This window comes from Enterococcus plantarum (assembly GCF_001730295.1).
Classification (GTDB): Bacteria; Bacillota; Bacilli; order Lactobacillales; family Enterococcaceae; genus Enterococcus_L; species Enterococcus_L plantarum.
Genome location: NZ_MIKA01000001.1, coordinates 91,381 through 117,017, shown reverse-complemented (window position 1 = coordinate 117,017; position 25,637 = coordinate 91,381). Strand labels below are relative to the sequence as shown.

Here is a 25,637-nt window from a genome sequence, read left to right as displayed (position 1 = left end):
AGATTAGATGACGTTCTTTTTTCTTTTAAAGAGTAAAAAGAGTTCATAAATACATACGATAACTAAAATAACTAAACAGATCATGACTGTTGTAATGATTGCTGGATAGGCACCGTGCCAACCATCTGTCGATTGATGTTTATTCAAAATGCCATAATAAGCCCAAATTGTAGCTAAACCATAAGCAACATCACGATTGTAAAGAATTGTTGCGTTAATTATTAGCAAGCCAACAATCAATATCGCAATCGTCCAAAACACTTGATTGTTTTGTAGAAAAGCAATGTTCTTATCAACTAAGAAGGCTGTGATATTAGCAATTGTCGCAATAGTGATCCAACCAAAATAAACGCTAAACGGTAATCTTACAAAGATATAATCCAGCTTCGTCAAATTGGTATTTGCCAAAAGATAATTTGTATATATCAGCACAATAAGCAACCCTAACATGATAACAACAGATAAATTAATTTGCAGATATTGCCATGCCACTAACCATACACTATTAAATATAGAAGAAATTACAAATAACACCCTTATTTTTTTACTAATTTGTTGGTCAGCTATTATCGACCGAGCTGCCGGTTTAAGCCACTGATACACTACAAAACCAGCTAACAGCAAATAAATTACGGACCATATAGCAAACGTCAAACCTGCTGGTGCAAACAAATTAGGATATGAATCCGAAACTTCCTGTGTCGTCATACCATTCATAGGCAATAAAATCGCGGCAGCATTTGTTGCAATCATGACAATATAAATAACAGTTACAAGCACTTTTGTTCCTAGAGATTGATTTTTACTCATTTTAATTCCTCCTTTATAATCCTTTTTTTCCATTATTTCCCTCAAATTAAAATACTGCGCTGCAAAAACGGGTATTCCGCATGTCGCAGCAATAACGAATCCTCCCAGACTAAATCAATCTTTGTGACAAATATTAACCAGTCCTTGATTATCACCAAATTGGATAATTCATAGGTTCCCTAACATAGCACGCCGAGTAGAGCTTCTGTGTAAATACCCTAAATAGGCTTGATAAATTTTTTTAGCGATGAAAAGCAACCAGATGAAATCCAGTACTAAAAATGCCAAAGCAGCAACGCTAAAATTATTTCATATAATGTTTCACTTTAACTTCCTCCTCCAAAAATAAAAATAGGTACGATGACCTTATCAATCGATAAGTTTATCGTACCACGTTAAATTCATTTATGAAAAAATTTTGCTTTAAAAAAGGCGAGGATCATTTAGTCGATGATCCTCACCTTTTAAACTATATACTTATTTAACAATCAATAAGTCAAGACTTGCTAATGATAAAGCCATTTTAGTAATTCGATTCAATTCTTTCAATCGATTCGCTTTCACTTGTTCATTTTCCACCATAACCATTGTTTTTTCAAAATACTGCTCAATCAGTGGTCGTAAGTTTACTAATGCTTGGTAATTTTCAGACATTGTATTTTCATTAAAATTCTCTTCTACTTTATTCACTGCCTGATGCAATGCTTTTTCAGCATCATTTTCAAAAAGAGTCGCATCAACTTGACTTTCCTGATTTAATAACTCGCGCCCTTTTTTAGCTAAGTTGATTACGCGTGTCAATGCCTCCATTGATGGTTTGAAATCCTTATCCAACAGATGATTTTTTAGAATCGCTGCTGATGAAAATAATTTTGCCAAGTCTTTTTGCTCAGACGAAATCACTGCATCGATCACATCATGCCGAATATCTTTCGTGGTTAGCAACTGGCGCAAACGTGCTTTCACAAAGTCAATAACTTCTTCTTGTCCACTTGTTAATTGAATGCCATATTTTTGACTATCCGCATTAACAGCCGCATCAATATCCGCTTGCAATTGAACTAGCGGGAATTGCCAGCCTTTGCTTTCAACGATGCGAATCACACCGTATGTTTGGCGACGTAAAGCGTAAGGATCATTAGAGCCGCTCGGAATCATCCCAACTGCAAAGAATGAAAATACGCTGTCTAATTTATCAGCAATCGCCAAAACAGATCCAATAGCAGAAACAGGTAATGCACCATCACTTGACGTTGGTAAATAATGTTCACGAATAGCCTGAGCAACAGCAGGTTTTTCGCCATGAAGCAAAGCATATTTTTCACCCATGATTCCTTGTAACTCTGGGAATTCACCCACCATATTCGTGACTAAATCAAACTTATAAATTTCAGAAGCTCGTTTCAAATCTGTTAACTCAGCATCTGATAAACCAACTTCCTTTCCGATAATCTGTCCAATAATGCCTACTCGCTGCATTTTTTCGTAAATCGTACCGATTTTCTCGTGGAAAGTAACATTTTTTAATTTATTAACACATTCGTCGATCGATAATTTTTTATCTTCATTGTAGAAAAATTCCGCATCTTCCAAACGAGCAATCAAAACTTTTTCGTTTCCTTTGATTACATTTTCAATATGGACGTTGTTTCCATTTCTGACAGAAATAAAATGTGGCAATAATAATCCTTGTTCGTTCCGGACGTCAAAATAACGTTGGTGTTCTTTCATTGATGTAACCAATACCTCATCTGGAACTGATAGATATTTTTCATCGAATCCGCCTACAAAAGCAGTTGGGTATTCAACTAAATTATTGACTTCTTCCAACAATTTCTCATCTAAGTCCAATTTCCAATTATTTTTATCCGCTAACTCATTCGCTTGATTTACAATCAGCGCTTTTCTTTCATTAGGATCTACAATAACAAATTGTTCTTTCATTTTTTCTTCGTATTCAGCTGAGTGATTGAACGTTACATCATCACCTAAGAAACGGTGTCCTCGAGAACTTTTATCAGTCGTTACATCGAGTACAGAAAAAGGAATAATTTCATCATCCAGTAAAGCTACGATCCAGTGAATCGGGCGAATATACTCAAAATCATAATCAGCCCAATGCATTGTAACAGGGAATGTTAAACTAGTAATCACATCTTTCAAACCAGTTAATACATCAATCGTTTTTTGACCTTGATTATGCTTTGTCACATAAACATATTCCACACCATTCAGTTCTTTAAATGTAATTGCATCCGTCGTCAAACCTTGACCTCTAACGAATCCTTCAGCTGCTTTACTCCAGTGACCTTCAGCATCTTGCGCAATTTTTCTAGCAGGACCTTTTACTTCTTCTTGTGTATCTTCTTGTTGCTCAGGTAATTTCGTCACACGAATCGCTAAACGACGAGGCGTCGAGAAACTTTGAACAGTTTCATACGTTAAGTTATTTTCGTCTAAGAATTTTACTATTTTGTTTTCCAATTGTAAACGACTTGGGCTGACAATATGAGCTGGCATTTCTTCCAAACCAATTTCAAGTAATAAATCTTTCGCCATATTATTTTGCCTCCTTAGTTGTTTGATTTTCTTTGTTTAAAAGTGGGAATCCTAATTTTTCACGTTCAGCGACGAAAATTTTTGCCACAGCTTTTGCTAAATTTCTGATGCGTGCTAAATATCCAGCACGCTCTGTCACTGAAACAGCGCCACGAGCATCTAATAAATTAAAAGTGTGACTACATTTCAAAATATAATCATACGCAGGATGAACTAAACTTTCATCAATACAACGTTTCGCTTCTTTTTCAAATTTATCAAAGTTTTCTAGTAACATATCTTGATTGCTAATTTCAAATGAATATTTGGAATGTTCATACTCTGGCTGATTGAAAATTTCTCCGTACTTAACACCTTGTGTCCATTCTAAATCGTAAACACTTTCTACTTCTTGAATATAAGACGCTAGTCGCTCGATTCCATAAGTGATTTCTGAAGTAACGGGATGGCAAGCTAGTCCGCCTACTTGCTGGAAATACGTAAACTGAGTAATTTCCATACCATCTAGCCAAACTTCCCATCCTAGACCAGCACACCCCATTGAAGGATTTTCCCAGTTATCTTCGACAAAACGGATATCATGCGCTAATGGGTCGATTCCTAGCAACTCTAGACTTTCTAAATACAACTCCTGAATGTTTTCAGGTGAAGGCTTCATCACAACTTGAAATTGATGATGTTGATACAAACGGTTAGGGTTTTCGCCATAACGTCCATCTGCTGGTCTTCTTGAAGGCTCTACATAAGCAGCATTCCATGGTTCTGGTCCAATTGCTCGTAAAAAAGTATATGGACTCATTGTACCTGCTCCTTTTTCTGTGTCATATGCTTGCATTAGCATACAACCATTTGATGACCAAAATTTTTGTAATGTTAAAATCATTTCTTGAACTGTCAGTTTTTTTTCCATTGTGATCCTCCTATTTTAAATACTAAAAAGCGTAGCTCGCTTTGACTAAAATTCAGTAAAATAAGCTATGAAGTTTTTTTCTACTCAAAACGAACCGATTTCTTTATAAAGCTGTGACAACTGGATAAAACTCAATGACTTCATTTGGCACAACAGATACTTCAACCTTCATTGTTGGCGTGAGTTCCGTATTAATTTTGTAACTCTTTTCGCTAGGATTCGTTTCAAATTCTTCGATGACTGTACCGTCACTTTCTTTGATTTGTACTGATAGTTTAACAAGTGATAACACGTTTAATCGATTCTCTGAAAAATCAGCAGGTAAAAATCGTACAGTGAAATCCATACTGCCCCTCCTTTTTTAGTAAAACATCCGTTTAGCGAGAAAACAAAAAAGTCCCTATGCCTCCATGAGACATAGGGACGAATAATCGCGGTTCCACCCTACTTCCGATATAACTACCGGCAGCTTCGTTTAATAATACTCAAAAGCGCCCTTCAAAAGTTGCTTGTATCTGGCTTACACTTTCCCAGATTCGCTCTAACAGCAGTTCTTTTTACTCTTCTTTTTCAACGTATTTATTTAATTACTCTTTATAATAATCGTTGATTGATTAGATGTCAAATCATTTTTCGAATTATCATAAGACACAAGCCATAAATTGCTTTCTCTCTGTCTCTTATGTACATGATAGGTATCTTGAGCTTTCAGAAAAAAACGATAATGCTACAACATTCGTATTGTCTTTTAATGATAAGTCCAGAAGTGTAACGTTCTGCTTTCAACCACGCTATCGTTCTGGCTAAAGAAAAAATGAAAAACAATCTTCGAAATCAAGTGAATCTGAATCCTCCACACCTAAAACTGCAATAGTTAAAAGGTTTACCACTTAAAAAAACTCTAATACAAATGAGAAGTTGGAAACAAAAGAAATTGTGACTAAACGGAATATTTGTCTACTTGATGATATTATAAGGATCTCGATAAAAATCAACTATACATACTACTGCTTAACGATTTAAAGTTAAGATACAGTCTTGTCTCATTCTTCGTCCTTTATTTTTCGTCTTGGTAGTTTCAAAGTATCTTCCCAACTTTTCATTTGATCGATAAATTTCTTACTCTTTAGATTGATCCCAACATACTCATCATATAGTTCATCAATCGTTTGCCTGATTGCTGCCTTTGTTTCTGACTTAACATTGATATCCTGAACCTTATCATATGAAATCGCAGAAAAAAGACGAATGAAATGAATTGCTCTTGGATCGGCATGGTAACGATGGTTATCAAGATGCCAATGTCGCTCACAAAGAACCCCGCTATACTTCGAAGAATAGTCAAATTTCCCCCGCGTTTCTTCACAGACTGCACAATGTGTCCATTCAGGCGTAATACCAAAACGACTTAATAACTGGATTTCAAAGATGTTTGTGATAATCTCCGCATCTTTATCCTCGTTTAACAAACGCAATGCCTGCTGAACAAAATGATACAAGTTGGGATCGTAAGTCCGATCATCGATTGCCGCATCCACTAAATTTAAAATATAGGTTGCATAAGCGTTTATAAAAATGTCACTCTGGATCATTCGAAATGCTTGGACTTCTTTGCTTCCATTCAAAAATGACAATCCATCTAATCTAAAGTCCCCAATATATATGGCTTCTGTAAAAGGCAAAATAGCAGGACCAATCGGATTATTTTTGCGATGTGCTCCTTTGACAAAAAACATCAATTTACCAAAAGATTCCGTAAAAATTTTGACTAATTTATCTTTTTCTTTGTAGTCTTTGGTAAATAAAATAATCCCTTTCGTTTCCCCTAAAGTCATGTTTTCGCCTCCTATACGCTCTAGTCTATTTTAGCAGAGATAGACGCAAAAGAACAATTCCGTAATAATACAGAATTGTTCACTCGTTCTTCCTAATAATCGTCTTTGCGATAACCAAAGTCTTGTAAATGTACTTTTTTATCACGCCAATCCTTTTGTACTTTTACCCAAAGCTCTAAGTAAACTTTATCGTCAAGTAAATGTTCAATATCTTGTCTGGCTTTTGTTCCGATTTGTTTAAGCATCTTACCGCCCTTACCGATGATAATTCCTTTTTGGCTATCTCGTTCAACGATAATCGTTGCTTGAATACGTACCTTATCATTCTCATCGCGTTTCATCGAATCAACTACGACAGCAACAGAATGAGGAATTTCATCTCTAGTAAGCAACAATACTTTCTCACGTACTAATTCCGAAACAATAAAGTACTCAGGATGATCTGTTATTTGGTCATCTGGAAAATACTGTGGGCCTTCCGGCATCTGATCAACTAAAACAGCCATCAAACGATCCACATTATTTCCTTCAGTAGCTGAAATCGGTACAACTTCTGCAAATTCCATTTGACTTGAGTAGTCTTCTATGATGCCTAAAAGCTGATCTGGATGAACTGTATCGATTTTGTTGATTACTAAATAAACAGGGCTCGTCATCGTTTTAAGGCGTTCAATGATAAAATCATCGCCTTTACCTCTTTTTTGGTCTGCACTGATCATAAATAAGGTTGCATCTACTTCTCGTAATGCGCTATAAGCTGTCTCAACCATAAAATCACCTAAACGATGTTTCGGCTTGTGAATACCGGGCGTATCAATAAAAACGATTTGTGCTTCTGGAACTGTATAAATTCCTTGTATTTTATTTCTGGTCGTTTGAGCTTTATCACTCATAATTGCAATTTTTTGTCCGACAATACGATTCAACAAAGTAGATTTCCCAACATTTGGTCTTCCTACGATCGCTACAAATCCGGATTTATGTGTTTCAGTCATTGTTTCTCTCCTCTATAAAAAATCTTGTATTATCTGCCAAATTTTCGGAACAAACAACAGTATTCCAACAACTACAGCAAATCCTGTCGTTAAAAGAACTGCGCCTGCAGCCATATCTTTTATTTTTTTACCAATTGGATGAAAATGGAAATCCGTCACCATATCTACGACATTTTCAAATACTGTATTAATAATCTCCATCACTAATACTAGAAAGATTGCAAGTAACAACCACAACCATTCTGGTGTCGTCAATCGAAAGACAATACCAATAACAATTGCTACAATCCCCATTACAGTATGGGTCCGCATGTTCCGTTCTTCCTTGAATACTGTTTTGATTCCTTGAAGAGCAAACTCCAATGAGGCTATAAAATGTTTATTCTTCTGCGTCCGCTTATCTTTTGAGTCCATAGGCATCTAAGATCTCTTTCTGTAAACCAAACATTTCTTTCTCATCCTCAGGTTCCATATGATCGTAACCATTTAAATGTAAAAAACCATGCACAGCCAAAAAGCCTAATTCACGTTCAAAAGAATGACCGTATTCTTCTGCTTGTTCGGTCGCTCGCTCAGTCGATATCATGATATCGCCAAGATTTCTTGGAAAAGCTTCTGCAGAATCTTCAAAAATAATCGGCAATTCATCTTCGCCTTCTTCTTCTAACGCAAAACTGATCACATCAGTGGGAACATCTTTTCCGCGATACTCTCTATTGATTACCTGAATCCCTGCATTATCCATAAAGGATACGGACATTTCTGTATCTTCAGATATTTTCAGAAAATCAGCTGCGAATTGCAGCAGATTTTCAACTTCTTCTAAATTTTCTTTTGATAAACTAGTTGTTTCATCAATAAATGAAATATCCATTAGTCATCTCTCTTTTCTTGTTCAACTTTCATTTCTTCTGCTTCAGATTTCATCTTTGGGTACTTGATTCTAGAATGGAACGTACTACATAACCCATTGACTAAAGATTTCTCGATGATTCGAATTTCTTTCATCGTTAAGCCACAATCATCCAATTGCCCATCCGAAATTCGATCCTGAATAACGTTATGAACAAACGCTTGGATTTTGTCGTTTGTTGGATGATCCATGGCGCGAACTGCAGCCTCGCATGTATCTGCAATACTAACGATTCCCGCTTCTCTTGTTTGAGGTTTTGGACCTGGATATCTGAAATCTGCTTCAGATATCTCAGAATTTCGCTCTTTTGCTTTTACATAGAAAAACTTCATTAACGTTGTTCCATGATGTTGACGACAAATGTCGATGACCATTTCAGGCATACGATACTCTTCTAATATTTTTGCTCCATCGATAACATGTCCAAATATAATTTGTTTGCTATCTTCTGGCAACAAGAAATTATGTGGATTTTCGGCTCCAGCCGGTAAGTTTTCAACGAAGAAATTAGCATGTTTAATCTTGCCGATATCATGATAATAACAAGCAACTCGAGTCAATAATGAACGCCCACCGATTTCAGCAACTGCATTCGCACTTAAACTTGCTACCATCATACTATGATGATACGTTCCTGGCGCTTCTTCAAGTAGTTGTTTTAACAGAGGGTGATTTGGGTTACTTAGCTCATTTAAGACAATCACACTGTCATCAGTTACAAGTAACTCAATATAAGGATGAAGGCCCATCGTCGCTAAGAAGGACAAGACGGTACCGGCTAAGGCACAAATCATCATTGTCCATGATTTACTGTCAAAAAAGCTCATCCCCTGGTAAACCATTAAAATAAAATCAACACATATTGGGAAAATAATGACCCAAAAAACTGCAACCAATCCTTGTTCAGCGATCCGTGTCCGTTTGACCACTGTTGCCAACAGACCAGAAAACATATAACTGACTAAAATAATAGTCAATGAGTTGGTTCCAATAGAATTATAAAATATAAATAGTGAAAAAATGACTTGGAAAACAGCTGCCAAGACGCCCGCTCTTCTACTTACAAAATAATTTAATACAAGTGGCGTAAATGCTGCCGGAAAGAACAATGAAATATACATCATTTGTTCTGTTTGGAAAATTTGGAAAAACTTCATCAATATGACACTTAAAGACATTGCCCCTACATAGAATAAAATAAAATGTCTACGTCTACCTTCTTCTGTCACTTGTTTCGTAAAGAAAATCAGAACGAATACTTGTAATACAATCGCTAATGCTAATGCTACCATCGGAAATAACGAGGTACTTTGATTTGTCATACCTAATATTTCCAATTTTTCCATTGCTTTGCTGTCAATCTGCGTTCCCTCACGAACGATAATTTCACCTTGATAGATCATCGCTGGCGGTACGGCATCCATAGCATTTTGACGCATTTCTTTTGTCTTTTTATCGTTTGCAAAATCATTCGCTACAATTCCTTGATTGACAATATAACGAATTTCTTGTTGCATCGTACTAGTAACATCAAGAAATTGGATTTTTTCAATTGCACTTTGCCGAATAGAATCCAAATCAGCTTCTCGAACATGATCCTTCATCTTTTCATCAACAATCTTCAAACTTTCATTTTTTACTTGCTGAATCTGACTTTCAGTCAATGAAAAAATGTTTTGATAAAATACATTCGGAAATTTTTGATAAAAAGCGACTTCGTCTTGATCTAACGATTCAAATTGAGACTTTAAATTTGCGATTCTTTCTTCAATTGTTGGTCTCGGAATCGTTTCATCTTTTTTAGCTTTCGCTTTTTTTTCTTCATATTCTTTTTCTGTCTTTTCATTTGCATTCACAATAAGCTTAAATAGCTTTTCGATTCGTTTGTGCTGAACATCTGCTGTTTCTTCCTGATAAATGTACTCAGGAGTAACAGCTTCAGCTGCTAACTTTTTCTTTTGTGCCGTTTCATAAGTGTTTTCAATATTTTTATTCGCTCGAATGGTATTCTCAGCAAGCTGACCTTCTTTTATTTCCACTCTTTTCTGATACACACTACCAAACATAATGATGAATAAAAAACTTGAAAAAACGAGTAAAAGTATAGGGATATAAGCCTTCCCTAATTTATCGCGTAATTTTAGTAACCAGTATTTCAACGGAATTTTCACTCCTTTCCGCAGTTTTTAACCTATTTTTGATTTTCTTTTTCATAGGCTCGAATAATTTGAGCAACAACTGGATGTCTTACAACATCTCCGGCATCAAAATGAACGAACGCTATTTTATCGATAGATTGTAATGTTTTTTCTGCATGAATCAGCCCGCTCGCTACACCCTTAGGCAAGTCGATCTGACTGGTATCTCCATTGACGATCATTCTTGAATTAAACCCTAACCTTGTCAAAAACATCTTCATTTGAGCAACGGTCGTATTTTGAGCTTCGTCAAGAATTACAAAAGCATCATCCAACGTTCGCCCTCTCATATAAGCCAATGGTGCAATTTCAATAACGCCACGCTCCATCAAACGGTTCGTATGTTCCATACCAAAAACTTGATATAACGCATCATAAACAGGTCGTAGATAAGGATCTACTTTTTCTTTTAAATCGCCTGGTAAAAAACCTAGACTTTCTCCTGCTTCAACAGCTGGGCGGGTCAGAATAATTTTTTGGACTTCTCCTTTTTTTAATGCTGACACAGCCATAACCACAGCTAAAAAGGTCTTACCCGTTCCTGCTGGACCGATTCCAAAAATAATATCACGTTTTCGTACGGCATCGATATATTTTTTTTGGCCAACATTTTTTATGCGAATCGCTCTACCATGGTGATCTTTTAGGATTTCTTCTTCGTACATTGTCACAAACGTATCCAAATCGCCACTTCTTGCCATTTTCAAAGCAGAAACAACATCTGCCGTACTGATTTTAATGCCACGCTTAATCAGTACTAAAAGTGTACGTAAAACAGATGCAATCAATTGAACTTCTGATTCTTCTCCAATTAATTGAATCATCTCACCTCGTGTGTTGATTGTAACTAGTGCATTTTCTTCTAAATATTTTATATGTTTGTCATGGGTTCCTAAAAGCATACTCACATCATCAGAATCGTTTAATTTCAATTCCAAAGATATTGACTGATTTTCTGTCAAAAAATGCCCATCTCCTTTATTTTTCATTCTTTATAATCATACCATATTATTTATTTATTAAAAAGAGAGTGGGCTAAAACTAGATACTTGTTTTTCTTTTTTCACAGAAGCATCCATACCGCCCACTTCTTGTTCTGCAATTTTTGAACAAAAAAACCAACGGAAATCCGTTGGTTTTTTCATTTTGACTAATTCTCTTGTAGTAATTCTTTTACAATTGCATTGACCTGATTGCCGTCTGCTTTACCTTTGACTTTAGGCATTACAGCACTCATAACTTTACCAAATTCCTTTGATGAAGACGCTTCGGTCTGATCAATTGCCGTCTGAACTATCTGACGAATTTCTTCGTCAGATAGTTGTTTTGGCATATATTTTTCAACAATTGCGATTTCGATTTTTACTTTGTCAGCAAGATCGTCACGCTCCGCATTTTCAAACTCTGATAAAGAATCTCTGCGTTGTTTCATCTCACGAGACAAAACTGTTAACTCTTCTTCTCCGTTCAAATCACGGCCAGTTTTAATCTGCTCATTTTGAATGGCTGCTTTCAGCATACGAAGTACGGATAATGTTTCTTTATCCTTTGACTTCATTGCTGCCTTGATATCGTCATTCAATATTGTTAGTAATGACATACAACCAACTCCAATTCATCGAAAACTAGAATTTTTTACGTTTTCTAGCTGCTTCAGATTTTTTCTTACGCTTTACACTTGGTTTTTCGTAGAATTCACGTTTACGAGATTCTTGTAAAGTACCCGCTTTTGAAACGGAACGTTTGAAGCGACGAAGAGCATCGTCAAGAGATTCGTTTTTACGAACGACAGTTTTTGACATGTTAATTCCCTCCCTCCGAGCTTAAAAAGTAACCGTTTTTTATATTTATGAATTGTTTACCATAAATAAATTACCGTTCTTTCCTTATTATATCGAATGGTTATTTTAACGTCAACCTTTGTATTGAAAAAATGCACAAAAAAGTTTCAAAATGAGTAAAGTTATACACACATATGCTATATTCATGATTTTTTCTGAAAAAAATACTCACTGGCACTCTTCACATCGACCAAAAATTTCAAATCGATGTCCTTCAATTTCACAACCACTTAATTGTTCTTTAAAAAAATCCATCGGGCACATGTGAATTTCCTTTGTTTTTCCGCAAACTGTGCAGATAAAATGGTGATGATGCCCAACTTCCTGACAACAATGAAAACGAAATTTTTTTTCTCCATTCAAGTCAGTTGTTTCTAACAGATCAAACGTTTCGAAATCGTGTAAATTTCGGTAAATAGTATCATAACTTACACCTTTATATTCTTGATTCATAAATTCATAAACTTCTCTAGCAGAAATATAACGATTCCTTCTAATTAGATACGTGATCATTGCTTCTCTTTTTTTTGTGTATTTTAAGCCATTTTTTTTCATCACTGCTAATGACTGCTCTACTTTTGAATTTGACTGTGTCATCATGGTAACCTCCAATTCTTAAATCAAAATCATTACGAATAAGATTCATGAAGGTATGGTATAATAAATCTATAAAAAAAGCAAGAGAGGAATCATACTATGACAACAAATGAACAAAAAAAATGTGTGACGATCTTCGTCATTTCTGATTCAGCAGGAGAAACAGCTTCAAAACTGGCAGCCGCTTCTATGGCACAATACCCTACTGTAGACTTTTCGCTATTTAGACGAACCTTTGCCAAAGAAGAAGATAAACTAAGAAAAGCACTTGAGGATGCCAAACGTGAAAATGCCATGGTTTTACATACGATTGTAAATGATCGTTTAGTAAAGATTGCGAATGATTTTTTTGAAGAACATGATTTATATCACTTTGATATCTTAACACCACCAGTAGCTGAAATCGAAAGATTGACCGGTGTAGCACCTACCAGAGAACCAGGGGCTTTGCATCATTTAAATGAAAATTACTTTAAACGAATCGAGGCAATGGAATTTGCTGTAAAATACGACGATGGTAAAGATCCGAGAGGGTTTTTAGAAGCGGATGTACTCTTATTAGGCGTTTCTAGAACATCTAAGACACCGCTTAGTCTATTTTTGGCCAATAAAAATTTAAAAGTAGCAAATTTACCGTTGATTCCTGAAGCGCATTTACCAAAACAATTGTGGGAAACGAATCCTAAAAAAATTGTTGGATTGACAAATGATCCAGATATCTTGAACGGTATCCGTAAAGAACGAATGAGAACTTATGGGCTGCCAGCCAATACTTCTTATTCAGATATTGAAAAGATCAGAAAAGAGTTAACGTTTGCGAATGATTTATACGAAAAATTAGGTTGTGTGGTAATCAATGTTGCTTCTTTATCAATTGAAGAGACGGCTTCAATGATTTTAAATGCGTTGAATTTAGAAGATCATAGTTATTATGCAACGGAATCGCCTGAGGTTTAAATTAGTAAAATAAAAAATAAGAGCATTGAGGTCAATAAACATCTCACTGCTCTTATTTTTTTAAAAGACTTGAATACCTTCTTTATCTACCGATAGCACATTGATGGTAGCTAAAAGAGGTAATTTTTCTAGTTCTTGAACCATTTGATCTGTTTTTTCTTCTGGAGACAAAATCAATACCGTCGGACCAGCCCCGCTTAAAAATGCACCATACGCCCCAACTTTATGACCTAGAGCTCGTATTTCATCTAAATGTGGAACAAGATTTTTACGATAAGATTCGTGCCAGCGATCTTTTTCCATCATTATACCAGCTAATGGTAAATTGCCGTTCAAGATTGCAGCAATCATTACGTTGGCAATAGAGCTTGCTTGAACCGCTTCTTTATACGGAATAGAAGAAGGAAGTACACTACGACTTTCAGCTGTCAATAGTTGAACATCTGGAATATATGCAATCACGTCACACATTGGAAAATGATGCTTTACAGAATGTACTTCGCCATCAATATAACTTGCCACAACAAAATCACCGTATATTGCTGGAGCAACATTATCTGGATGACCTTCAATCTCCGTTGCAATTTGTAATTTATCCTTTTGAGATAAGTTCAAATTCCCTAGACGATTGGCTAGCTCGATCCCTCCTACAATTACGCTCGAACTACTACCTAGACCTCTAGCCAAAGGAATATCTGACGTCATTTTTAATACTTTAGGTGAAAGTTCGGGAGCTAATTTTAATGCCGTTTGAATCAGTAGATTTGTTTCATCGGTTGGGATGTCTGTTCCTAAAGAATGGAGAATTTTCCATTCCTTCGTATTTTCCAACACTTCGATATGAAGATATTGCGATACAGCAATACCACATGAGTCAAAACCCGGACCTAGATTTGCGCTGGTTGCGGGAATTCTTATTTTCATAGTTCAGACACTCCGTTGCGTAAATGTAGACGCATTTCTTCTAAATCACTCATTTTAGAGATTTTTACATCCGTTGCATTGATTGCTGTATCTGGATCTTTCAATCCATTACCAGTAAAAACCGTTACAACCGTTTCACCTGGTTTGATTTTCCCGTTTTTCACGTGTTGAATAACACCTGCTAAAGAGGCAGCAGAGCCTGGTTCAACAAATACACCATCTTGGGCCGCTACTTTGCGATAAGCATTCAGGATTTCCTCATCTGTAACAGAATCGATATGCCCTTTTGATTCATCACGAGCCGCTTCAGCTAACTTCCAGCTAGCTGGATTCCCGATACGGATCGCTGTTGCAATTGTTTCAGGTTGTTCGATCACTTCACCTTTCACGATAGCCGCAGCCCCCTCTGCTTCAAAGCCATGCATTCTTGGCAATAATGTGCCTTTTATATCATGCCATTCTTTGAATCCTTTCCAATAAGCAGAGATATTTCCTGCATTTCCAACTGGAATAGCCAACACATCAGGCGCTTTTCCTAGTTGCTCACACACTTCGAAAGCTGCAGTTTTTTGCCCTTCTAAACGATACGGATTCACCGAATTCACTAATGCAACTGCTTCAGTTTCAGCAATATTACGAACTGTTTTTAATGCTTCGTCAAAATTACCGGGAATTGAGATGATATCTGCACCATATATAATCGCTTGTGCTAATTTGCCCATTGCAATCTTACCATCTGGAATAACAACATACGCTTTGACACCTGCTCTAGTAGCATAGGCGGCTGCGGCTGCGCTTGTATTTCCAGTTGAGGCACAAACAATTGCTTTTGCTCCTTCTTCAACCGCTTTCGCTACAGCCATTACCATTCCACGGTCTTTGAATGAACCAGTTGGGTTTAGTCCTTCATATTTTCCATATAAATTGATTCCTAATTCTTTTGATAAGCTGTGTAATGGAATCAAAGGTGTATTTCCTTCAGCCAATGAAATCATGGGTGTTTTGTCTGTGATCGGTAAATATTCCTTATATTGTTTTAATAATCCTTCGTACATTGATTAATCCCCCAATACCTTAAATGTATTTAATAGTTCGAATCCATCAGTTGATCCGATTTCTTCTGTTACTTGTTTCATTTGTTTTTTTGAAATTGTATGTGTGATTGCAACGATTCTAGCTCTAGTACCGTCAGACTTTTGCTGAACTAACTGGTCAAAGCTAACATTTGCTTCCGTCATTATCTGAGTTAACTTTAAGATTTGACCATGTTGATCCGGCACTTCAATTGAGAAATAATATTTTCCAGAGACTGTCTCATCTTTTGCCAGTTTTTTATCATGTTGATAAGAATTAAACATCTGTCCTGTTGTTCCTAGACGGATATTCTTAGCAATCGTGATAATATCGCTAACGACACTTGTTGCAGTCGGCTTCGCACCTGCACCGGGTCCATAATACATTGATTCACCAACGCCTGAGCTTTCAATAAAAACAGCATTAAATTCATTACGGACAGAAGCAATCGGATGTGATTTTGCCACCAGCATCGGCCCAACTTCTACTGCAATACTGCCTTCTTTGTTCTCCGAAGAACCAATCAATTTCACTTCATAGCCTAATTGAGCAGCCATTTCAACATCATCTAAGGATAGACCACGAATGCCACGTGTCTCAATTTGGTCCAACTGAATGTCCATCCCAAAAGCAAATTGAGTTAAAATAACCATTTTATAGGCGGCATCAATACCATCTACATCATTTGTTGGATCAGATTCAGCAAACCCTAATTCTTGCGCTTCTTTTAGTGCTTGATCATATGTTTTCTTTTCTGAAACCATCTGCGTCAACATATAGTTAGTTGTTCCATTGACAATTCCTAACACCTTTTGGATATTATCTGCAGCTAAACTATTGGCAATCGTCCGCAAAATAGGAATTCCACCAGCAACACTTGCTTCATAATATAAATCACAATGATTTTTTTGTGCTATGGCTACTAGTTCGCTCCCATGTTGCGCTAAAAGATCTTTGTTCGCCGTCACGATATGTTTACCATTTTGAAGTGCTTTAGTAATGAAGGTTTTTGCTGGTTCTACTTTGCCTATTAATTCTACAATAATCTTGATTTCATCATCATTGATAATATCCTCAATAGTTGTTGTGAGTTGAATATCAAATTTCTCAGCTAAACGTCGTTTTTCTTCTTCATCACGAACTAAGGCTTTTGAAATTGAGACTTCCATACCCGTCACTTGCGAAATTTTTTCTTGATGTTCTTGTAAAATTGTTGGTACACCTGATCCGACTGTACCTAATCCAAGTAAACCAATTTTTAGTTTTTCCTTCATTCTTCTTCCTCCAACTATTAATTAGAAACATTTCATTTTTTTCTAATAAAACATGTTTCTAGTATACCTAACTGACGTAAAAAAAACTACCCTTTTCTTTGAATTTACCTTAGTAAACCTACAGAAAAGGCGAGTTATTGGTGTTTGATATGTTCGAATGTTTGATTAAGAATATCAATAACGTGATGATCATCCAGTGTATAATAGATTGTTTTTCCTTCACGTCTTGATTTCACTACATGGCTGTCTCTTAATAATTTTAATTGATGGGAAACTGCTGACTGTTCCATTGTCAGCTGAGCACTGATTGCTGTTACATTAAGCTCTCCCTTTTTTAATAGTAGTAAAATTCTTAACCTAGTTGGATCACTCAACACTTTGTATAGCTGACTAACTTTTTGAATCTCATCTATTTCTTTCATCGCTGAGCTTCCTTTCGTTTGTTCTCTTGCTTATTATAGCAAACTTTTTTTAAAAGAGGATAGAATTTTTCTTTCACATAGTTTAAAAAAAGACAATATAGGATAGCGAACTGATCCCAAATTGTCTTTCAACTTTATTCATGTTAACTATTCGCTTGTTTGACTGCATCAATCACAGCATATCTGAATCCATTTTTTTCTAACGCTGTAACGCCTTTGATTGTACTTCCTCCTGGAGATGTTACACCATCTTTTAACTCTCCAGGATGTTTTTTAGTTTCAATCGCAAGTTTGGCAGAGCCCAACATCATTTGTGCAATGATTTCATAAGAAAGAGCACGAGGCATGCCTTCCAATACAGCACCATCAGCCAATGCTTCCATAAAGATATCAACAAATGCTGGACTACATCCAGCAACAGTACCAAAGGTGCCTAGAATACTCTCACTAACTTCTTCGACTTTTCCTAACGTTTCCAAGACACGAGTTGCCTCAGTTTTTGATTCTGCAGGCATCTCATCTGAAAAAACAGTACCGATCATTCCTGCATTGACACTGACTGGCGTGTTAGGAATAGCATGAACAACATAAATTTCATCACCTAAAATGGCTTGGGCTTCTTCTACCGTATGTCCAGTTGCAACTGAAATAAGAATCGTCCCTTTGCTCAGACTTGGCGCTGCTTGTTTTAAAATATCTAGGACGATTTTTGCTCCTGTAGCGATAAAAATCACTTGGCAGTCTTTTAAAGCATCATAATCTTTGATTAATTTGAACCCAAGTTTTTTTTGTAACACTTCAGCTGTACCGCTTGAACCGCCTTTTACAAATAAATTTTCTTGCACTACAGTTTTAGCTTTTAAAAGACCTTCAATCATTGCGCTACCCATGTGACCAGCACCGATAAAGCCAATATTCATTTCTACCACTCCTTATATGTTTCTCATCATGAATTAGTAATTTCCTATCAACCCAAATAAGCGGCGAGAAGAAAGCATCTTCTGATTAAATAAGCTGAAATTCACAAAAAATCGACGTACAATTCCCGTGAATTTCTTCTTATTTATCGAAGCTTAATGCTTTTTATCTCAACCTCTAAATCTCGTTCTTTTTATTCTGTTAATGCATTAACAGCTTGTTCGAAATTATTTATTTTTTGATCAGCTTCTGTTTGCGAAGCAGCTTTTGTAGCCAAATAAAATTTGATCTTGGGTTCAGTTCCAGACGGGCGTATCGCAATCCAGCTACCATCTTCCAAGAAATATTTTAATACATCTGAAGGTGGCGTTGATAATGCTTCGACTTTTCCATCAGTGAATGTTCTCGTTAATTCTTTAAAATCCTCTGTTTGTGTTACCTTGATATTAGCAAATGAGGTTGGTGCTTCTTCACGGAATTTTTTCATTAGTGCCTTGATTTTTTCACTGCCTTCAATTCCGCTTAAAGTGACTGAAATTGTTTTTTCTTCAAAATAACCATACTCTTCAAAGATATCTTGTAGCCCATCATAAAGGGTTTTTCCTTGTTTCTTGTAGAATGCTGCAACTTCGGCTAATAAGACAAGAGCTTGGATTGCATCTTTATCACGAACAAATGATTTTACTAAATAACCATAACTCTCTTCAAAACCAAACATAAATGATTGAGAATGGTCTTCCTCATACTGTTCGATTTTCTCAGCAATAAACTTAAATCCTGTTAAGACATCTACCATTTTTGTATTGTACTTCGCTGTGATCGCTGTGGCTAATTCACTGGAAACAATTGATTTCAAAACAACTGCATTTTCTGGTAAAGTTCCTGCTTGTTTATGTGCTTCTAAAATATATTGAATCATGATCGATCCCAATTGATTCCCTGTTAGAACCTGATAGCTTCCATTTGGTAAACGAACTGCTGCACCCAAACGATCAGCATCTGGATCAGTTGCAATCAATAGATCCGCATCTTCTTTTTCACCTAGACGGATAGCATATTCAAAAGCAGAGTGTTCTTCTGGATTTGGTGATTTAACCGTTGTAAAATCTGGATCTGCAATTGCCTGTTCTGGAACAAGTACAAATTTTTCAAATCCAGCTTGTTTCAACGCTTTTTCACCTAGCATTTTCCCAGTACCATGCAATGGCGTATAAACTAGTTTTAATTCTTTGCCCATATCATTGATCAACTCTTGATTGATTGTCACTGTCTTTACTTCTTTCAAGTAAGCAGTATCAACTTCTTCACCAATAATCGTAATCAAATCACTTTGTTTTGCTTGATCCTCTGATAACACTTCTACTTTTAATGGGTTTTCAACTTCGCGAACGTATTTCGTTAAAGCATCAGCATCAGCTGGTGGCATTTGTCCGCCATCTGCCCCATAGACTTTATAACCATTGTAAGCTGCAGGATTGTGAGAAGCTGTGATCATGATCCCTGAAAAGGCATTTAAGTAACGAACTGCAAAAGACAATTCAGGTGTTGGTCGTAAACTTTCAAAAACGAATGCTGGAATACCGTGTTGTGCTAATGTTTTTGCCGCTTCCATTGCAAATTCCGGTGACATATGACGAGAATCATAGGCAATTGCGACTCCGCGTCTTTTTGTCTCTGCTCCTTCAGCATCCATAAATCGAGCTAATCCTTCGGTTGCTTGACGAATCGTAAAAATATTCATTCGATTGACACCAGCACCTAAAATACCGCGCATACCAGCAGTCCCAAACTCTAAAGGTGCATAAAAAGCATCTTCACATTTTTCAGGATCCTCTTTTAAATCTTGCAATTCTTTTTTTAAATTTTCTGGTATATTTTCTTCATTCATCCACTGTTCATAGACTTGTTCCCAAGACATGTTTAACACCTCTTTTAATCATTTATATTCTTTCCCAGTTTAAGTATATCATTCCGGAGCTTGAGAAGAAAGTGAAGTCACGTAAAAACAGCTTAACTTGTCAAGCAACTAGGAGTATTACTTTAATAGCCGTTGACATTGTAATAATTGGTCTGTCATCATCGTTGGCTTTGTTCCGAAATAATCCGCAAATTTTTGACTCCAGGGTTTCGTTTCTCTCGCTTCACCAAAGGCTTCCATTATTTGATTATATTGTTCGATCAAGGTGTATGCATAGGATTGATATCGATCATAGTGAATAACTGTTGGTTCAGGCAAGCGTGGTTTGATTTCCATCTCAACTGTCGGTTTCCCAATACTCAAACCAAATAATGGAAAAGTATACTCTGGTAAGTTTAACAATTGGCTGATTTCCTTTCCATGTTTACGGATACTTCCTACAACAACTGAGCCTAATCCTAAACTTTCAACAGCTATCACTGCATTTTCAAGCGCCAAAGCAGCATCAGTCGTAGCTAAAAGAATCGGTTCAATGCTTTCGTCAATAGGATATAAAGTTTCGTGAGCTGTACTGACCATCTTTGTACGATGAAGATCTCCTATAAAGACCAAAAATACTGAGCTTTTTGCTATATGCGGATTGCCTGGATTCCACTGAACTAATTGTTCACGTAGTTCCTTTTGTTGAAGAACGATAATACTGTAAAATTGGCCATTCATCCAGCTCGGTGCCTGTCGAGCCGCATCTAGTATTGCTTGTAATTCTTCTTTAGAAATAGCATGATTCTCGTCAAAATCACGATAACTGCGTCGATTTTTCAAAATTTCAATCGTTTTATTCATGTAGATTCCCTCCATTTATCCTTATTTTATCATAGTGTTTAGGAATCCATAGCAATTTTTTGTGTGACTGCTCGTAATTTTTCTTTCAATATCAGCAAATTGTTTTCATCAACTCTGGTAAAATTAATTCGTATACTATCTTGATTTTCACTAAAGAAAAAACTTGGTGCAATCAACAATCCTTCTTGTAAAAATATCGTCCAATCTTTTGGCCGAAGTTTTCCTTGTTTCCAAGTTGCCCAAATATAAAACCCTCCCTTAGGCATAGTTACATCCCACTCGACCATTTTGTCTAACACATCGAATACTGATTTGCCTCGTTGCTCTACAGTCTGTTTCAAGTGAGTGATTTTACTTGAAAACTCTTTATCTGTTAAGGCTAAATTCGCCAATAATTGTGGGAAAATACTTAACGAAAAATCCATCATCTTTCTTGCTTCTGCTAATTGCTGATTTACTGAAGTCGGTGCACTCAGCCATCCTATTTTAGTTGTCGATCCCAAGATTTTTGAAAGAGAACCGATATATAGGACATTTTCAGGGTCCAATTTTTTTAAAGGCAGGATTTGATCTGACGGAACAAAATTAAGGTTAGCAAAAACATCATCCTCTAAAATTGGAACTTGATAATTTTGACACAGTTTAACCAATGCTTGTCTTCGTTCCATTGACATTGTTTTCCCTGTCGGGTTTTGAAATGATGGATTGACCATGACCATTTTGACTCGATGTTGACGAATCATTTTTTCAAGCGCTTCAAGATTGATTCCTTCTTGATCCATTTTCACGCCATAAAGACGAATACCTGCTGCTTGAAAAATAGGAAGTGCATAAAGAAAAGAAGGATCTTCGATTGCTACACTATCACCGGATTGTAACAACACTTGTAAAATTAAAAATAACGCTTGCTGTGCGCCTGACGTAATCAATAAACTCTCTGAAGGAAGTGAGAACCCATAATCTTTTTCCGTTTGACGACTGATTGATTGCCTTAATGGCAGATAACCTAAGTCATTTTGTTGCTCTTCTTCCAAAAAATGTTTCCATGTCAAAGGTGGAAACGAAAAACTTGGAATCAAGTCCATTGGCAATTCTCCCGTATACAAATCCAAAACGTTTGTATCTGATTGCTTGATCAGCCTTTCAATTTGTTCTGTGAACGGATCAACCTTAGCGAAAGCATTTTGTTCTAGGTAAAGACGCCAATCTGTTCTTGGCGTTGTACTGATTCCCCACTTCCCTTCGTTGACGAATGTTCCACTCCCTTGTTTTCTAATGATCCAGCCTAAAGAAACAAGCTCATCTAACGCATGCACAACAGTGGAACGATTGACTTGAAAGTAAGTTGCTAATTTTCTTTCTGAAGGTAAATGTTCACCAGGTAAAAGATCACCATTTTTTATGTAGGAGAGAATCAATTCGATGATACTTACATACACTGGAACACCTTTTTCTTTTTTTAATGACCACATTTATTTTACCTCCCATTTTTTTGAAGTAGAGAATCATATCCTTTAGTCGAATCATTAAATTAAGAGAACTATTATAGCAAGATACGTTCTTATAAGGTTTAGTTGTTTACATATTTTTTACTAATTATGCTTGATTCATATTCAAGGTTCAACTCTCGCTTTGCTCGTCTTGTACTGCTCATCATCGAATCTCTTCGTTCTTCGTGATTCATAACGAAGGAGCAACTCTCGCTTTGCTCGTCTTGTACTGCTCATCATCGAATCTCTTCGTTCTTCGTGATTCGCAGCAATTGGATGACCTGAAAATAACCCAATTGGCTGTTTTTGTCAACTTATGTTTGTTTTACAATACATATATTAAAATATTTTCGAATAGGGGTTAGACGATGATAAAAAAAGTATTAACAGTTGCTGGTTCGGATTCTAGTGGTGGCGCAGGGATTCAAGCTGATTTAAAAACGTTTGAAGAATATGGAACATTTGGTTTTTCAGCTTTAACTAGCATTGTGACTATGGACCCGGACGAGGGTTGGAGTCATACTGTTACACCGATTGAACCTGCATTAGTGGAAAAACAGTTAAAAACTATTTTTGCTGGTGGTCCACTCGATGCGATGAAAACAGGAATGCTTGGAACTATTGAAGCAATTGAAATAACACGAGGTTATATTGATAACTACAAAATGAGCAATATCGTAATTGATCCTGTAATGGCTTGTAAAGGTACAAATGAACTACTACAACCTGAAAATGTCGCCGCAATGACTCGCTTGTTATTGCCTACAGCGACGATAACAACACCCAATTTAGTAGAAGCCGGGATTTTATCTGGAATAGGTGAACTGACTTCTGTTGAACAAATGAAAGATGCAGCAAAAAAGATCATTGAGCTGGGACCTAAAAATGTTGTAATTAAAGGTGGTCACCGCTTAAAAACAGATAGGGCAGTCGATCTGTTTTATGATGGAAGTACGTTTACTGTTTTTGAGGATGAGTTATTTTCTACTGACTATAATCATGGAGCAGGTTGTACTTTCGCAGCAGCTGTAACTGCTGGTCTTGCTAAAGGCTATCCAGTCATTGATGCTGTTGCTCTTGCTAAAAAATTTGTATCCGCCGCTATTAAAAATGGTCAAAAAATCAATCCTTTTCTCGGTCATGTTTGGCATGGTGCTTACAATCACGCCGAAGATCGAATGGGCAAAAAAGAGGAGTGATTTAATGAATCAGAAAAGTTCAACAACTTCAATTGTTTTAGTCGGCCTATTTGCGGCTTTGACGGTTTTAGGTACAATGATTAAAATTCCTATGCCTACTGGTGCTTTTGCTCACTTGGGTAATTCAGTTTTATTATTAGCCGTTCTTTTGATCGGCTACAAAAAAGGAGCTCTTGCTGGTGGTTTAGGTTTTGCTATTTTTGATATTTTAAATGGTTTTGCTGCTGAAGCTCCTTATTTTATTTTAGAAAGCTTTATCGTTGGCGGTGCAGCAGCTCTAACCATTTTATTTTTCCAGAAAAATATTGATACCGTATGGAAAGTTATTGTCGTAGCTGCTGTAACTGGTATTGTCAAGATCATTATGACTCAATTAAAGAATACGGCAATGGGACTACTTGCAGGCGCAGACTTTAGCATCTCTTTTATAAGTGCCTTGTCAAAACTACCGGCTACTTTTATTAATGTCGCAACGACCATCGTTATTGTATCACTTGTCTATTTCCCGTTAAAAAAGGCAATGACAATCATCTTCACGAGACAATCATTTTAGTTAGTTTTAAAAAAAAGACGAGACAAAACAGATCATTAGTTTTGCCTCGCCTTTTTATTCATTTTTACTAAAAATATTTTCCAGTATTCCAAAAGCAATCCCACCTATTGGAAAAATAATCCAATTTGTTCCCCAATTTCCTAAGAAGAAACCTTGGCACAAAAAGACAGCAACTATAATTGGCCAATAAATTTTTTCAAGCGTCTGGAACCAACTAGGTTTTTGACCATCTCGTTCAGCTTTCGCTTTTGGCCCTAATTCTCCTTCAACTGAAATAAAATAGGTCTGTTCAAGGATTTTACTAAAACTTCCCATGATGACACCACCAAAAATAAAGAAGAATACACCTAAAGATGCTAACAGAAACATGCAACCAACGCCAAATAATTCGTTCCCAACTGTTGGATCCACTAAAGAGAATAAGACTACAGGTATCACTGACAAAATGCACAATACTACTCCAGCTACCATACAAAAGACAAACGATCGTTGAAAGTCCTCTTTTCTTTTCTTAGCTTCTGTTTTTACTTGAGTGGGAATAAAACGATCGTCTAGCTTTCTAGTTGAGTTACCCATGCTTGTTCCGGCGATAATAAATAAAGGAACACCCACGGCCGCACCGAGAAAGAAAAATAGCAACCCAAAACCTGTACCATACGTCCCGCCTGACACCCCCACAGATGTGAAGAAAGCTGCTGCACCTATCATAATTGTCATCACACCCAAACCAATGAATGTAGCGCCTTTACGTCGAATATTAAAAAAACGAATAGACTCGTCTAAAGTAATTCCATCTAACTCGAATCCTTTGTCATCGATAAACTCTTGTTTTATATTCATTTCTTCGACTAATTCATCAATTGATCCAAACTCTGAAATGACGTTACCAATTGCTTCATTTTCAGATTTGCCTTGTTTTTTTAAATCTTCATACCGATCTTCTGCACTTGCTAATAAATCTTCTTTTAATTGTTTGGTTTGACTAGTTTCGGTTATTCCTAAAAATAAACTGTCGATATAATCCTTAATAGTGTTCATTATTTTTCCTCCTTGATAAAACGTTCAACGACTTTTTTAGTTAATACCCATTCTGCGATTTTTTCTTCTAAATATTCTTTTCCAGATGATGTGATTTTATAATAAGTTCTTTTTTTACCGTGTGTGATTTGACCCGGAAAAGAATCGATAAAACCATTTTTTTCCAAACGGTTAAAGGCAGAATACAATGTTGTCTCTTTAATTGAATAATTATCTTCTGAAATTTCAGTAATTCTTTTGGAGATTGCGTAACCATATGAATCTCCTTCCTGCAATACAGATAAAATAAATGTATCGTTATACCCTCTGATTGCATCACTGCCGATCATTAAATCACCTCCAATTACTCTATCTGTCGTACTACGTCTG

General features: G+C 36.3%; 27 protein-coding genes, 1 pseudogene and 1 other annotated feature. Of the genes and pseudogenes, 3 read left to right on the top strand and 25 right to left on the bottom strand.

Features of this window, described 5'->3' with window-relative positions; all coding sequences use genetic code 11:
• Positions 1–3 precede the first annotated feature (3 nt).
• The 15 genes and pseudogenes from BCR22_RS00525 to BCR22_RS00465 form a co-directional block, all read right to left on the bottom strand.
• Positions 4–810, bottom strand: coding sequence for a tryptophan-rich sensory protein (locus BCR22_RS00525; RefSeq protein WP_069653048.1), 807 nt, complete (start codon positions 808–810; stop codon positions 4–6).
• A 168-nt stretch (positions 811–978) separates the two neighbouring features.
• Positions 979–1,101 (bottom strand): annotated as a pseudogene (locus BCR22_RS15595) (DUF2177 family protein); the annotation flags it as partial.
• Positions 1,102–1,287: 186 nt separating this feature from the next.
• Entirely contained in the window at positions 1,288–3,369 is a 2,082-nt protein-coding gene (gene glyS / locus BCR22_RS00520; RefSeq protein WP_069653047.1) for a glycine--tRNA ligase subunit beta, read from the bottom strand.
• A gap of 1 nt (position 3,370) precedes the next feature.
• Entirely contained in the window at positions 3,371–4,279 is a 909-nt protein-coding gene (glyQ, locus tag BCR22_RS00515; protein ID WP_069653046.1) for a glycine--tRNA ligase subunit alpha, read from the bottom strand.
• 103 nt (positions 4,280–4,382) lie between these two features.
• On the bottom strand, positions 4,383–4,625 hold the full coding sequence (locus BCR22_RS00510; protein ID WP_069653045.1) for a hypothetical protein: 243 nt from the start codon (positions 4,623–4,625) through the stop codon (positions 4,383–4,385).
• A 70-nt stretch (positions 4,626–4,695) separates the two neighbouring features.
• Positions 4,696–4,862, bottom strand: a binding site (T-box leader).
• Positions 4,863–5,322: 460 nt separating this feature from the next.
• Positions 5,323–6,114, bottom strand: coding sequence for a DNA repair protein RecO (recO, locus tag BCR22_RS00505; RefSeq protein WP_069653044.1), 792 nt, complete (start codon positions 6,112–6,114; stop codon positions 5,323–5,325).
• Between the two features lie 92 nt (positions 6,115–6,206).
• Entirely contained in the window at positions 6,207–7,109 is a 903-nt protein-coding gene (gene era / locus BCR22_RS00500; RefSeq protein ID WP_069653043.1) for a GTPase Era, read from the bottom strand.
• A 12-nt stretch (positions 7,110–7,121) separates the two neighbouring features.
• Positions 7,122–7,523, bottom strand: a complete 402-nt coding sequence (locus BCR22_RS00495) for a diacylglycerol kinase family protein (RefSeq protein WP_205634344.1) — start codon at positions 7,521–7,523, stop codon at positions 7,122–7,124.
• Positions 7,507–7,983, bottom strand: a complete 477-nt coding sequence (gene ybeY, locus BCR22_RS00490; protein WP_069653041.1) for an rRNA maturation RNase YbeY — start codon at positions 7,981–7,983, stop codon at positions 7,507–7,509. The genes BCR22_RS00495 and ybeY overlap by 17 nt, the downstream gene beginning before the upstream one ends.
• Entirely contained in the window at positions 7,983–10,181 is a 2,199-nt protein-coding gene (locus BCR22_RS00485; protein ID WP_069653040.1) for an HD family phosphohydrolase, read from the bottom strand. Before BCR22_RS00485 ends, ybeY begins: the two co-directional genes overlap by 1 nt.
• A 32-nt stretch (positions 10,182–10,213) precedes the next feature.
• A complete protein-coding gene (locus BCR22_RS00480; RefSeq protein WP_069653201.1) occupies positions 10,214–11,182 on the bottom strand; it encodes a PhoH family protein in 969 nt (322 codons plus the stop codon).
• Between the two features lie 57 nt (positions 11,183–11,239).
• Entirely contained in the window at positions 11,240–11,365 is a 126-nt protein-coding gene (locus BCR22_RS15815; protein WP_258379373.1) for a hypothetical protein, read from the bottom strand.
• 5 nt (positions 11,366–11,370) lie between these two features.
• Complete coding sequence (locus BCR22_RS00475; protein ID WP_069653039.1) at positions 11,371–11,820, bottom strand: GatB/YqeY domain-containing protein; 450 nt, start codon at positions 11,818–11,820, stop codon at positions 11,371–11,373.
• A gap of 25 nt (positions 11,821–11,845) precedes the next feature.
• Positions 11,846–12,022 carry a 30S ribosomal protein S21 gene (gene rpsU, locus BCR22_RS00470; RefSeq protein ID WP_002356740.1) on the bottom strand — a complete coding sequence of 59 codons (177 nt, stop codon included), beginning with the start codon at positions 12,020–12,022 and terminating at the stop codon, positions 11,846–11,848.
• 207 nt (positions 12,023–12,229) lie between these two features.
• The gene (locus tag BCR22_RS00465) at positions 12,230–12,658 is read right to left on the bottom strand and encodes a Fur family transcriptional regulator (protein ID WP_069653038.1); all 429 of its coding nucleotides are present in this window, start codon (positions 12,656–12,658) and stop codon (positions 12,230–12,232) included.
• Between the two features lie 99 nt (positions 12,659–12,757).
• Here BCR22_RS00465 and BCR22_RS00460 point away from each other — a divergent pair, with 99 nt between their 5' ends.
• Positions 12,758–13,615, top strand: coding sequence for a pyruvate, water dikinase regulatory protein (locus BCR22_RS00460; protein ID WP_069653037.1), 858 nt, complete (start codon positions 12,758–12,760; stop codon positions 13,613–13,615).
• A 60-nt stretch (positions 13,616–13,675) separates the two neighbouring features.
• On the opposite strand, the gene thrB is transcribed toward BCR22_RS00460, so the two are convergent.
• The 8 genes from thrB to BCR22_RS00420 form a co-directional block, all read right to left on the bottom strand.
• Positions 13,676–14,539, bottom strand: coding sequence for a homoserine kinase (gene thrB / locus BCR22_RS00455; RefSeq protein ID WP_069653036.1), 864 nt, complete (start codon positions 14,537–14,539; stop codon positions 13,676–13,678).
• Positions 14,536–15,594: a threonine synthase gene (gene thrC / locus BCR22_RS00450; protein ID WP_069653035.1), complete on the bottom strand. Its 1,059-nt coding sequence runs from the start codon at positions 15,592–15,594 to the stop codon at positions 14,536–14,538. Before thrC ends, thrB begins: the two co-directional genes overlap by 4 nt.
• A gap of 3 nt (positions 15,595–15,597) precedes the next feature.
• Complete coding sequence (locus BCR22_RS00445; protein WP_069653034.1) at positions 15,598–16,887, bottom strand: homoserine dehydrogenase; 1,290 nt, start codon at positions 16,885–16,887, stop codon at positions 15,598–15,600.
• A gap of 134 nt (positions 16,888–17,021) precedes the next feature.
• Complete coding sequence (locus BCR22_RS00440; protein WP_069653033.1) at positions 17,022–17,309, bottom strand: ArsR/SmtB family transcription factor; 288 nt, start codon at positions 17,307–17,309, stop codon at positions 17,022–17,024.
• Positions 17,310–17,452: 143 nt separating this feature from the next.
• A complete protein-coding gene (gene proC, locus BCR22_RS00435) occupies positions 17,453–18,229 on the bottom strand; it encodes a pyrroline-5-carboxylate reductase (protein ID WP_069653032.1) in 777 nt (258 codons plus the stop codon).
• A 191-nt stretch (positions 18,230–18,420) separates the two neighbouring features.
• The gene (locus BCR22_RS00430) at positions 18,421–20,145 is read right to left on the bottom strand and encodes a phospho-sugar mutase (protein WP_069653031.1); all 1,725 of its coding nucleotides are present in this window, start codon (positions 20,143–20,145) and stop codon (positions 18,421–18,423) included.
• 117 nt (positions 20,146–20,262) lie between these two features.
• On the bottom strand, positions 20,263–20,988 hold the full coding sequence (locus tag BCR22_RS00425) for a nitroreductase family protein (RefSeq protein ID WP_069653030.1): 726 nt from the start codon (positions 20,986–20,988) through the stop codon (positions 20,263–20,265).
• Positions 20,989–21,026: 38 nt separating this feature from the next.
• Positions 21,027–22,460, bottom strand: a complete 1,434-nt coding sequence (locus BCR22_RS00420) for an aminotransferase-like domain-containing protein (protein ID WP_069653029.1) — start codon at positions 22,458–22,460, stop codon at positions 21,027–21,029.
• Between the two features lie 386 nt (positions 22,461–22,846).
• Between BCR22_RS00420 and thiD the strand changes: the two genes are divergently transcribed.
• On the top strand, positions 22,847–23,677 hold the full coding sequence (gene thiD / locus BCR22_RS00415; RefSeq protein WP_069653028.1) for a bifunctional hydroxymethylpyrimidine kinase/phosphomethylpyrimidine kinase: 831 nt from the start codon (positions 22,847–22,849) through the stop codon (positions 23,675–23,677).
• Positions 23,678–23,681: 4 nt separating this feature from the next.
• Complete coding sequence (locus BCR22_RS00410) at positions 23,682–24,230, top strand: ECF transporter S component (protein WP_069653027.1); 549 nt, start codon at positions 23,682–23,684, stop codon at positions 24,228–24,230.
• 54 nt (positions 24,231–24,284) lie between these two features.
• Here the strand turns inward: BCR22_RS00410 and BCR22_RS00405 are convergent, their stop codons facing one another.
• Positions 24,285–25,268, bottom strand: a complete 984-nt coding sequence (locus BCR22_RS00405; protein ID WP_069653026.1) for a permease prefix domain 1-containing protein — start codon at positions 25,266–25,268, stop codon at positions 24,285–24,287.
• Positions 25,268–25,597, bottom strand: a complete 330-nt coding sequence (locus tag BCR22_RS00400) for a PadR family transcriptional regulator (protein WP_069653025.1) — start codon at positions 25,595–25,597, stop codon at positions 25,268–25,270. Before BCR22_RS00400 ends, BCR22_RS00405 begins: the two co-directional genes overlap by 1 nt.
• Positions 25,598–25,637: the final 40 nt, after the last annotated feature.

What these genes read in the sequence shown, in the direction of transcription:
- BCR22_RS00525 (WP_069653048.1), bottom strand. Translation starts at nt 810, where the DNA reads ATGAGTAAAAATCAATCTCTAGGAACAAAAGTGCTTGTAACTGTTATT.
- glyS (WP_069653047.1), bottom strand. Translation starts at nt 3,369, where the DNA reads ATGGCGAAAGATTTATTACTTGAAATTGGTTTGGAAGAAATGCCAGCT.
- glyQ (WP_069653046.1), bottom strand. Translation starts at nt 4,279, where the DNA reads ATGGAAAAAAAACTGACAGTTCAAGAAATGATTTTAACATTACAAAAA.
- BCR22_RS00510 (WP_069653045.1), bottom strand. Translation starts at nt 4,625, where the DNA reads ATGGATTTCACTGTACGATTTTTACCTGCTGATTTTTCAGAGAATCGA.
- recO (WP_069653044.1), bottom strand. Translation starts at nt 6,114, where the DNA reads ATGACTTTAGGGGAAACGAAAGGGATTATTTTATTTACCAAAGACTAC.
- era (WP_069653043.1), bottom strand. Translation starts at nt 7,109, where the DNA reads ATGACTGAAACACATAAATCCGGATTTGTAGCGATCGTAGGAAGACCA.
- BCR22_RS00495 (WP_205634344.1), bottom strand. Translation starts at nt 7,523, where the DNA reads ATGGACTCAAAAGATAAGCGGACGCAGAAGAATAAACATTTTATAGCC.
- ybeY (WP_069653041.1), bottom strand. Translation starts at nt 7,983, where the DNA reads ATGGATATTTCATTTATTGATGAAACAACTAGTTTATCAAAAGAAAAT.
- BCR22_RS15815 (WP_258379373.1), bottom strand. Translation starts at nt 11,365, where the DNA reads ATGAAAAAACCAACGGATTTCCGTTGGTTTTTTTGTTCAAAAATTGCA.
- BCR22_RS00475 (WP_069653039.1), bottom strand. Translation starts at nt 11,820, where the DNA reads ATGTCATTACTAACAATATTGAATGACGATATCAAGGCAGCAATGAAG.
- rpsU (WP_002356740.1), bottom strand. Translation starts at nt 12,022, where the DNA reads ATGTCAAAAACTGTCGTTCGTAAAAACGAATCTCTTGACGATGCTCTT.
- BCR22_RS00465 (WP_069653038.1), bottom strand. Translation starts at nt 12,658, where the DNA reads ATGACACAGTCAAATTCAAAAGTAGAGCAGTCATTAGCAGTGATGAAA.
- BCR22_RS00460 (WP_069653037.1), top strand. Translation starts at nt 12,758, where the DNA reads ATGACAACAAATGAACAAAAAAAATGTGTGACGATCTTCGTCATTTCT.
- thrB (WP_069653036.1), bottom strand. Translation starts at nt 14,539, where the DNA reads ATGAAAATAAGAATTCCCGCAACCAGCGCAAATCTAGGTCCGGGTTTT.
- thrC (WP_069653035.1), bottom strand. Translation starts at nt 15,594, where the DNA reads ATGTACGAAGGATTATTAAAACAATATAAGGAATATTTACCGATCACA.
- BCR22_RS00445 (WP_069653034.1), bottom strand. Translation starts at nt 16,887, where the DNA reads ATGAAGGAAAAACTAAAAATTGGTTTACTTGGATTAGGTACAGTCGGA.
- BCR22_RS00440 (WP_069653033.1), bottom strand. Translation starts at nt 17,309, where the DNA reads ATGAAAGAAATAGATGAGATTCAAAAAGTTAGTCAGCTATACAAAGTG.
- proC (WP_069653032.1), bottom strand. Translation starts at nt 18,229, where the DNA reads ATGAATATTGGCTTTATCGGTGCTGGTCACATGGGTAGCGCAATGATT.
- BCR22_RS00430 (WP_069653031.1), bottom strand. Translation starts at nt 20,145, where the DNA reads ATGTCTTGGGAACAAGTCTATGAACAGTGGATGAATGAAGAAAATATA.
- BCR22_RS00425 (WP_069653030.1), bottom strand. Translation starts at nt 20,988, where the DNA reads ATGAATAAAACGATTGAAATTTTGAAAAATCGACGCAGTTATCGTGAT.
- BCR22_RS00420 (WP_069653029.1), bottom strand. Translation starts at nt 22,460, where the DNA reads ATGTGGTCATTAAAAAAAGAAAAAGGTGTTCCAGTGTATGTAAGTATC.
- thiD (WP_069653028.1), top strand. Translation starts at nt 22,847, where the DNA reads ATGATAAAAAAAGTATTAACAGTTGCTGGTTCGGATTCTAGTGGTGGC.
- BCR22_RS00410 (WP_069653027.1), top strand. Translation starts at nt 23,682, where the DNA reads ATGAATCAGAAAAGTTCAACAACTTCAATTGTTTTAGTCGGCCTATTT.
- BCR22_RS00405 (WP_069653026.1), bottom strand. Translation starts at nt 25,268, where the DNA reads ATGAACACTATTAAGGATTATATCGACAGTTTATTTTTAGGAATAACC.
- BCR22_RS00400 (WP_069653025.1), bottom strand. Translation starts at nt 25,597, where the DNA reads ATGATCGGCAGTGATGCAATCAGAGGGTATAACGATACATTTATTTTA.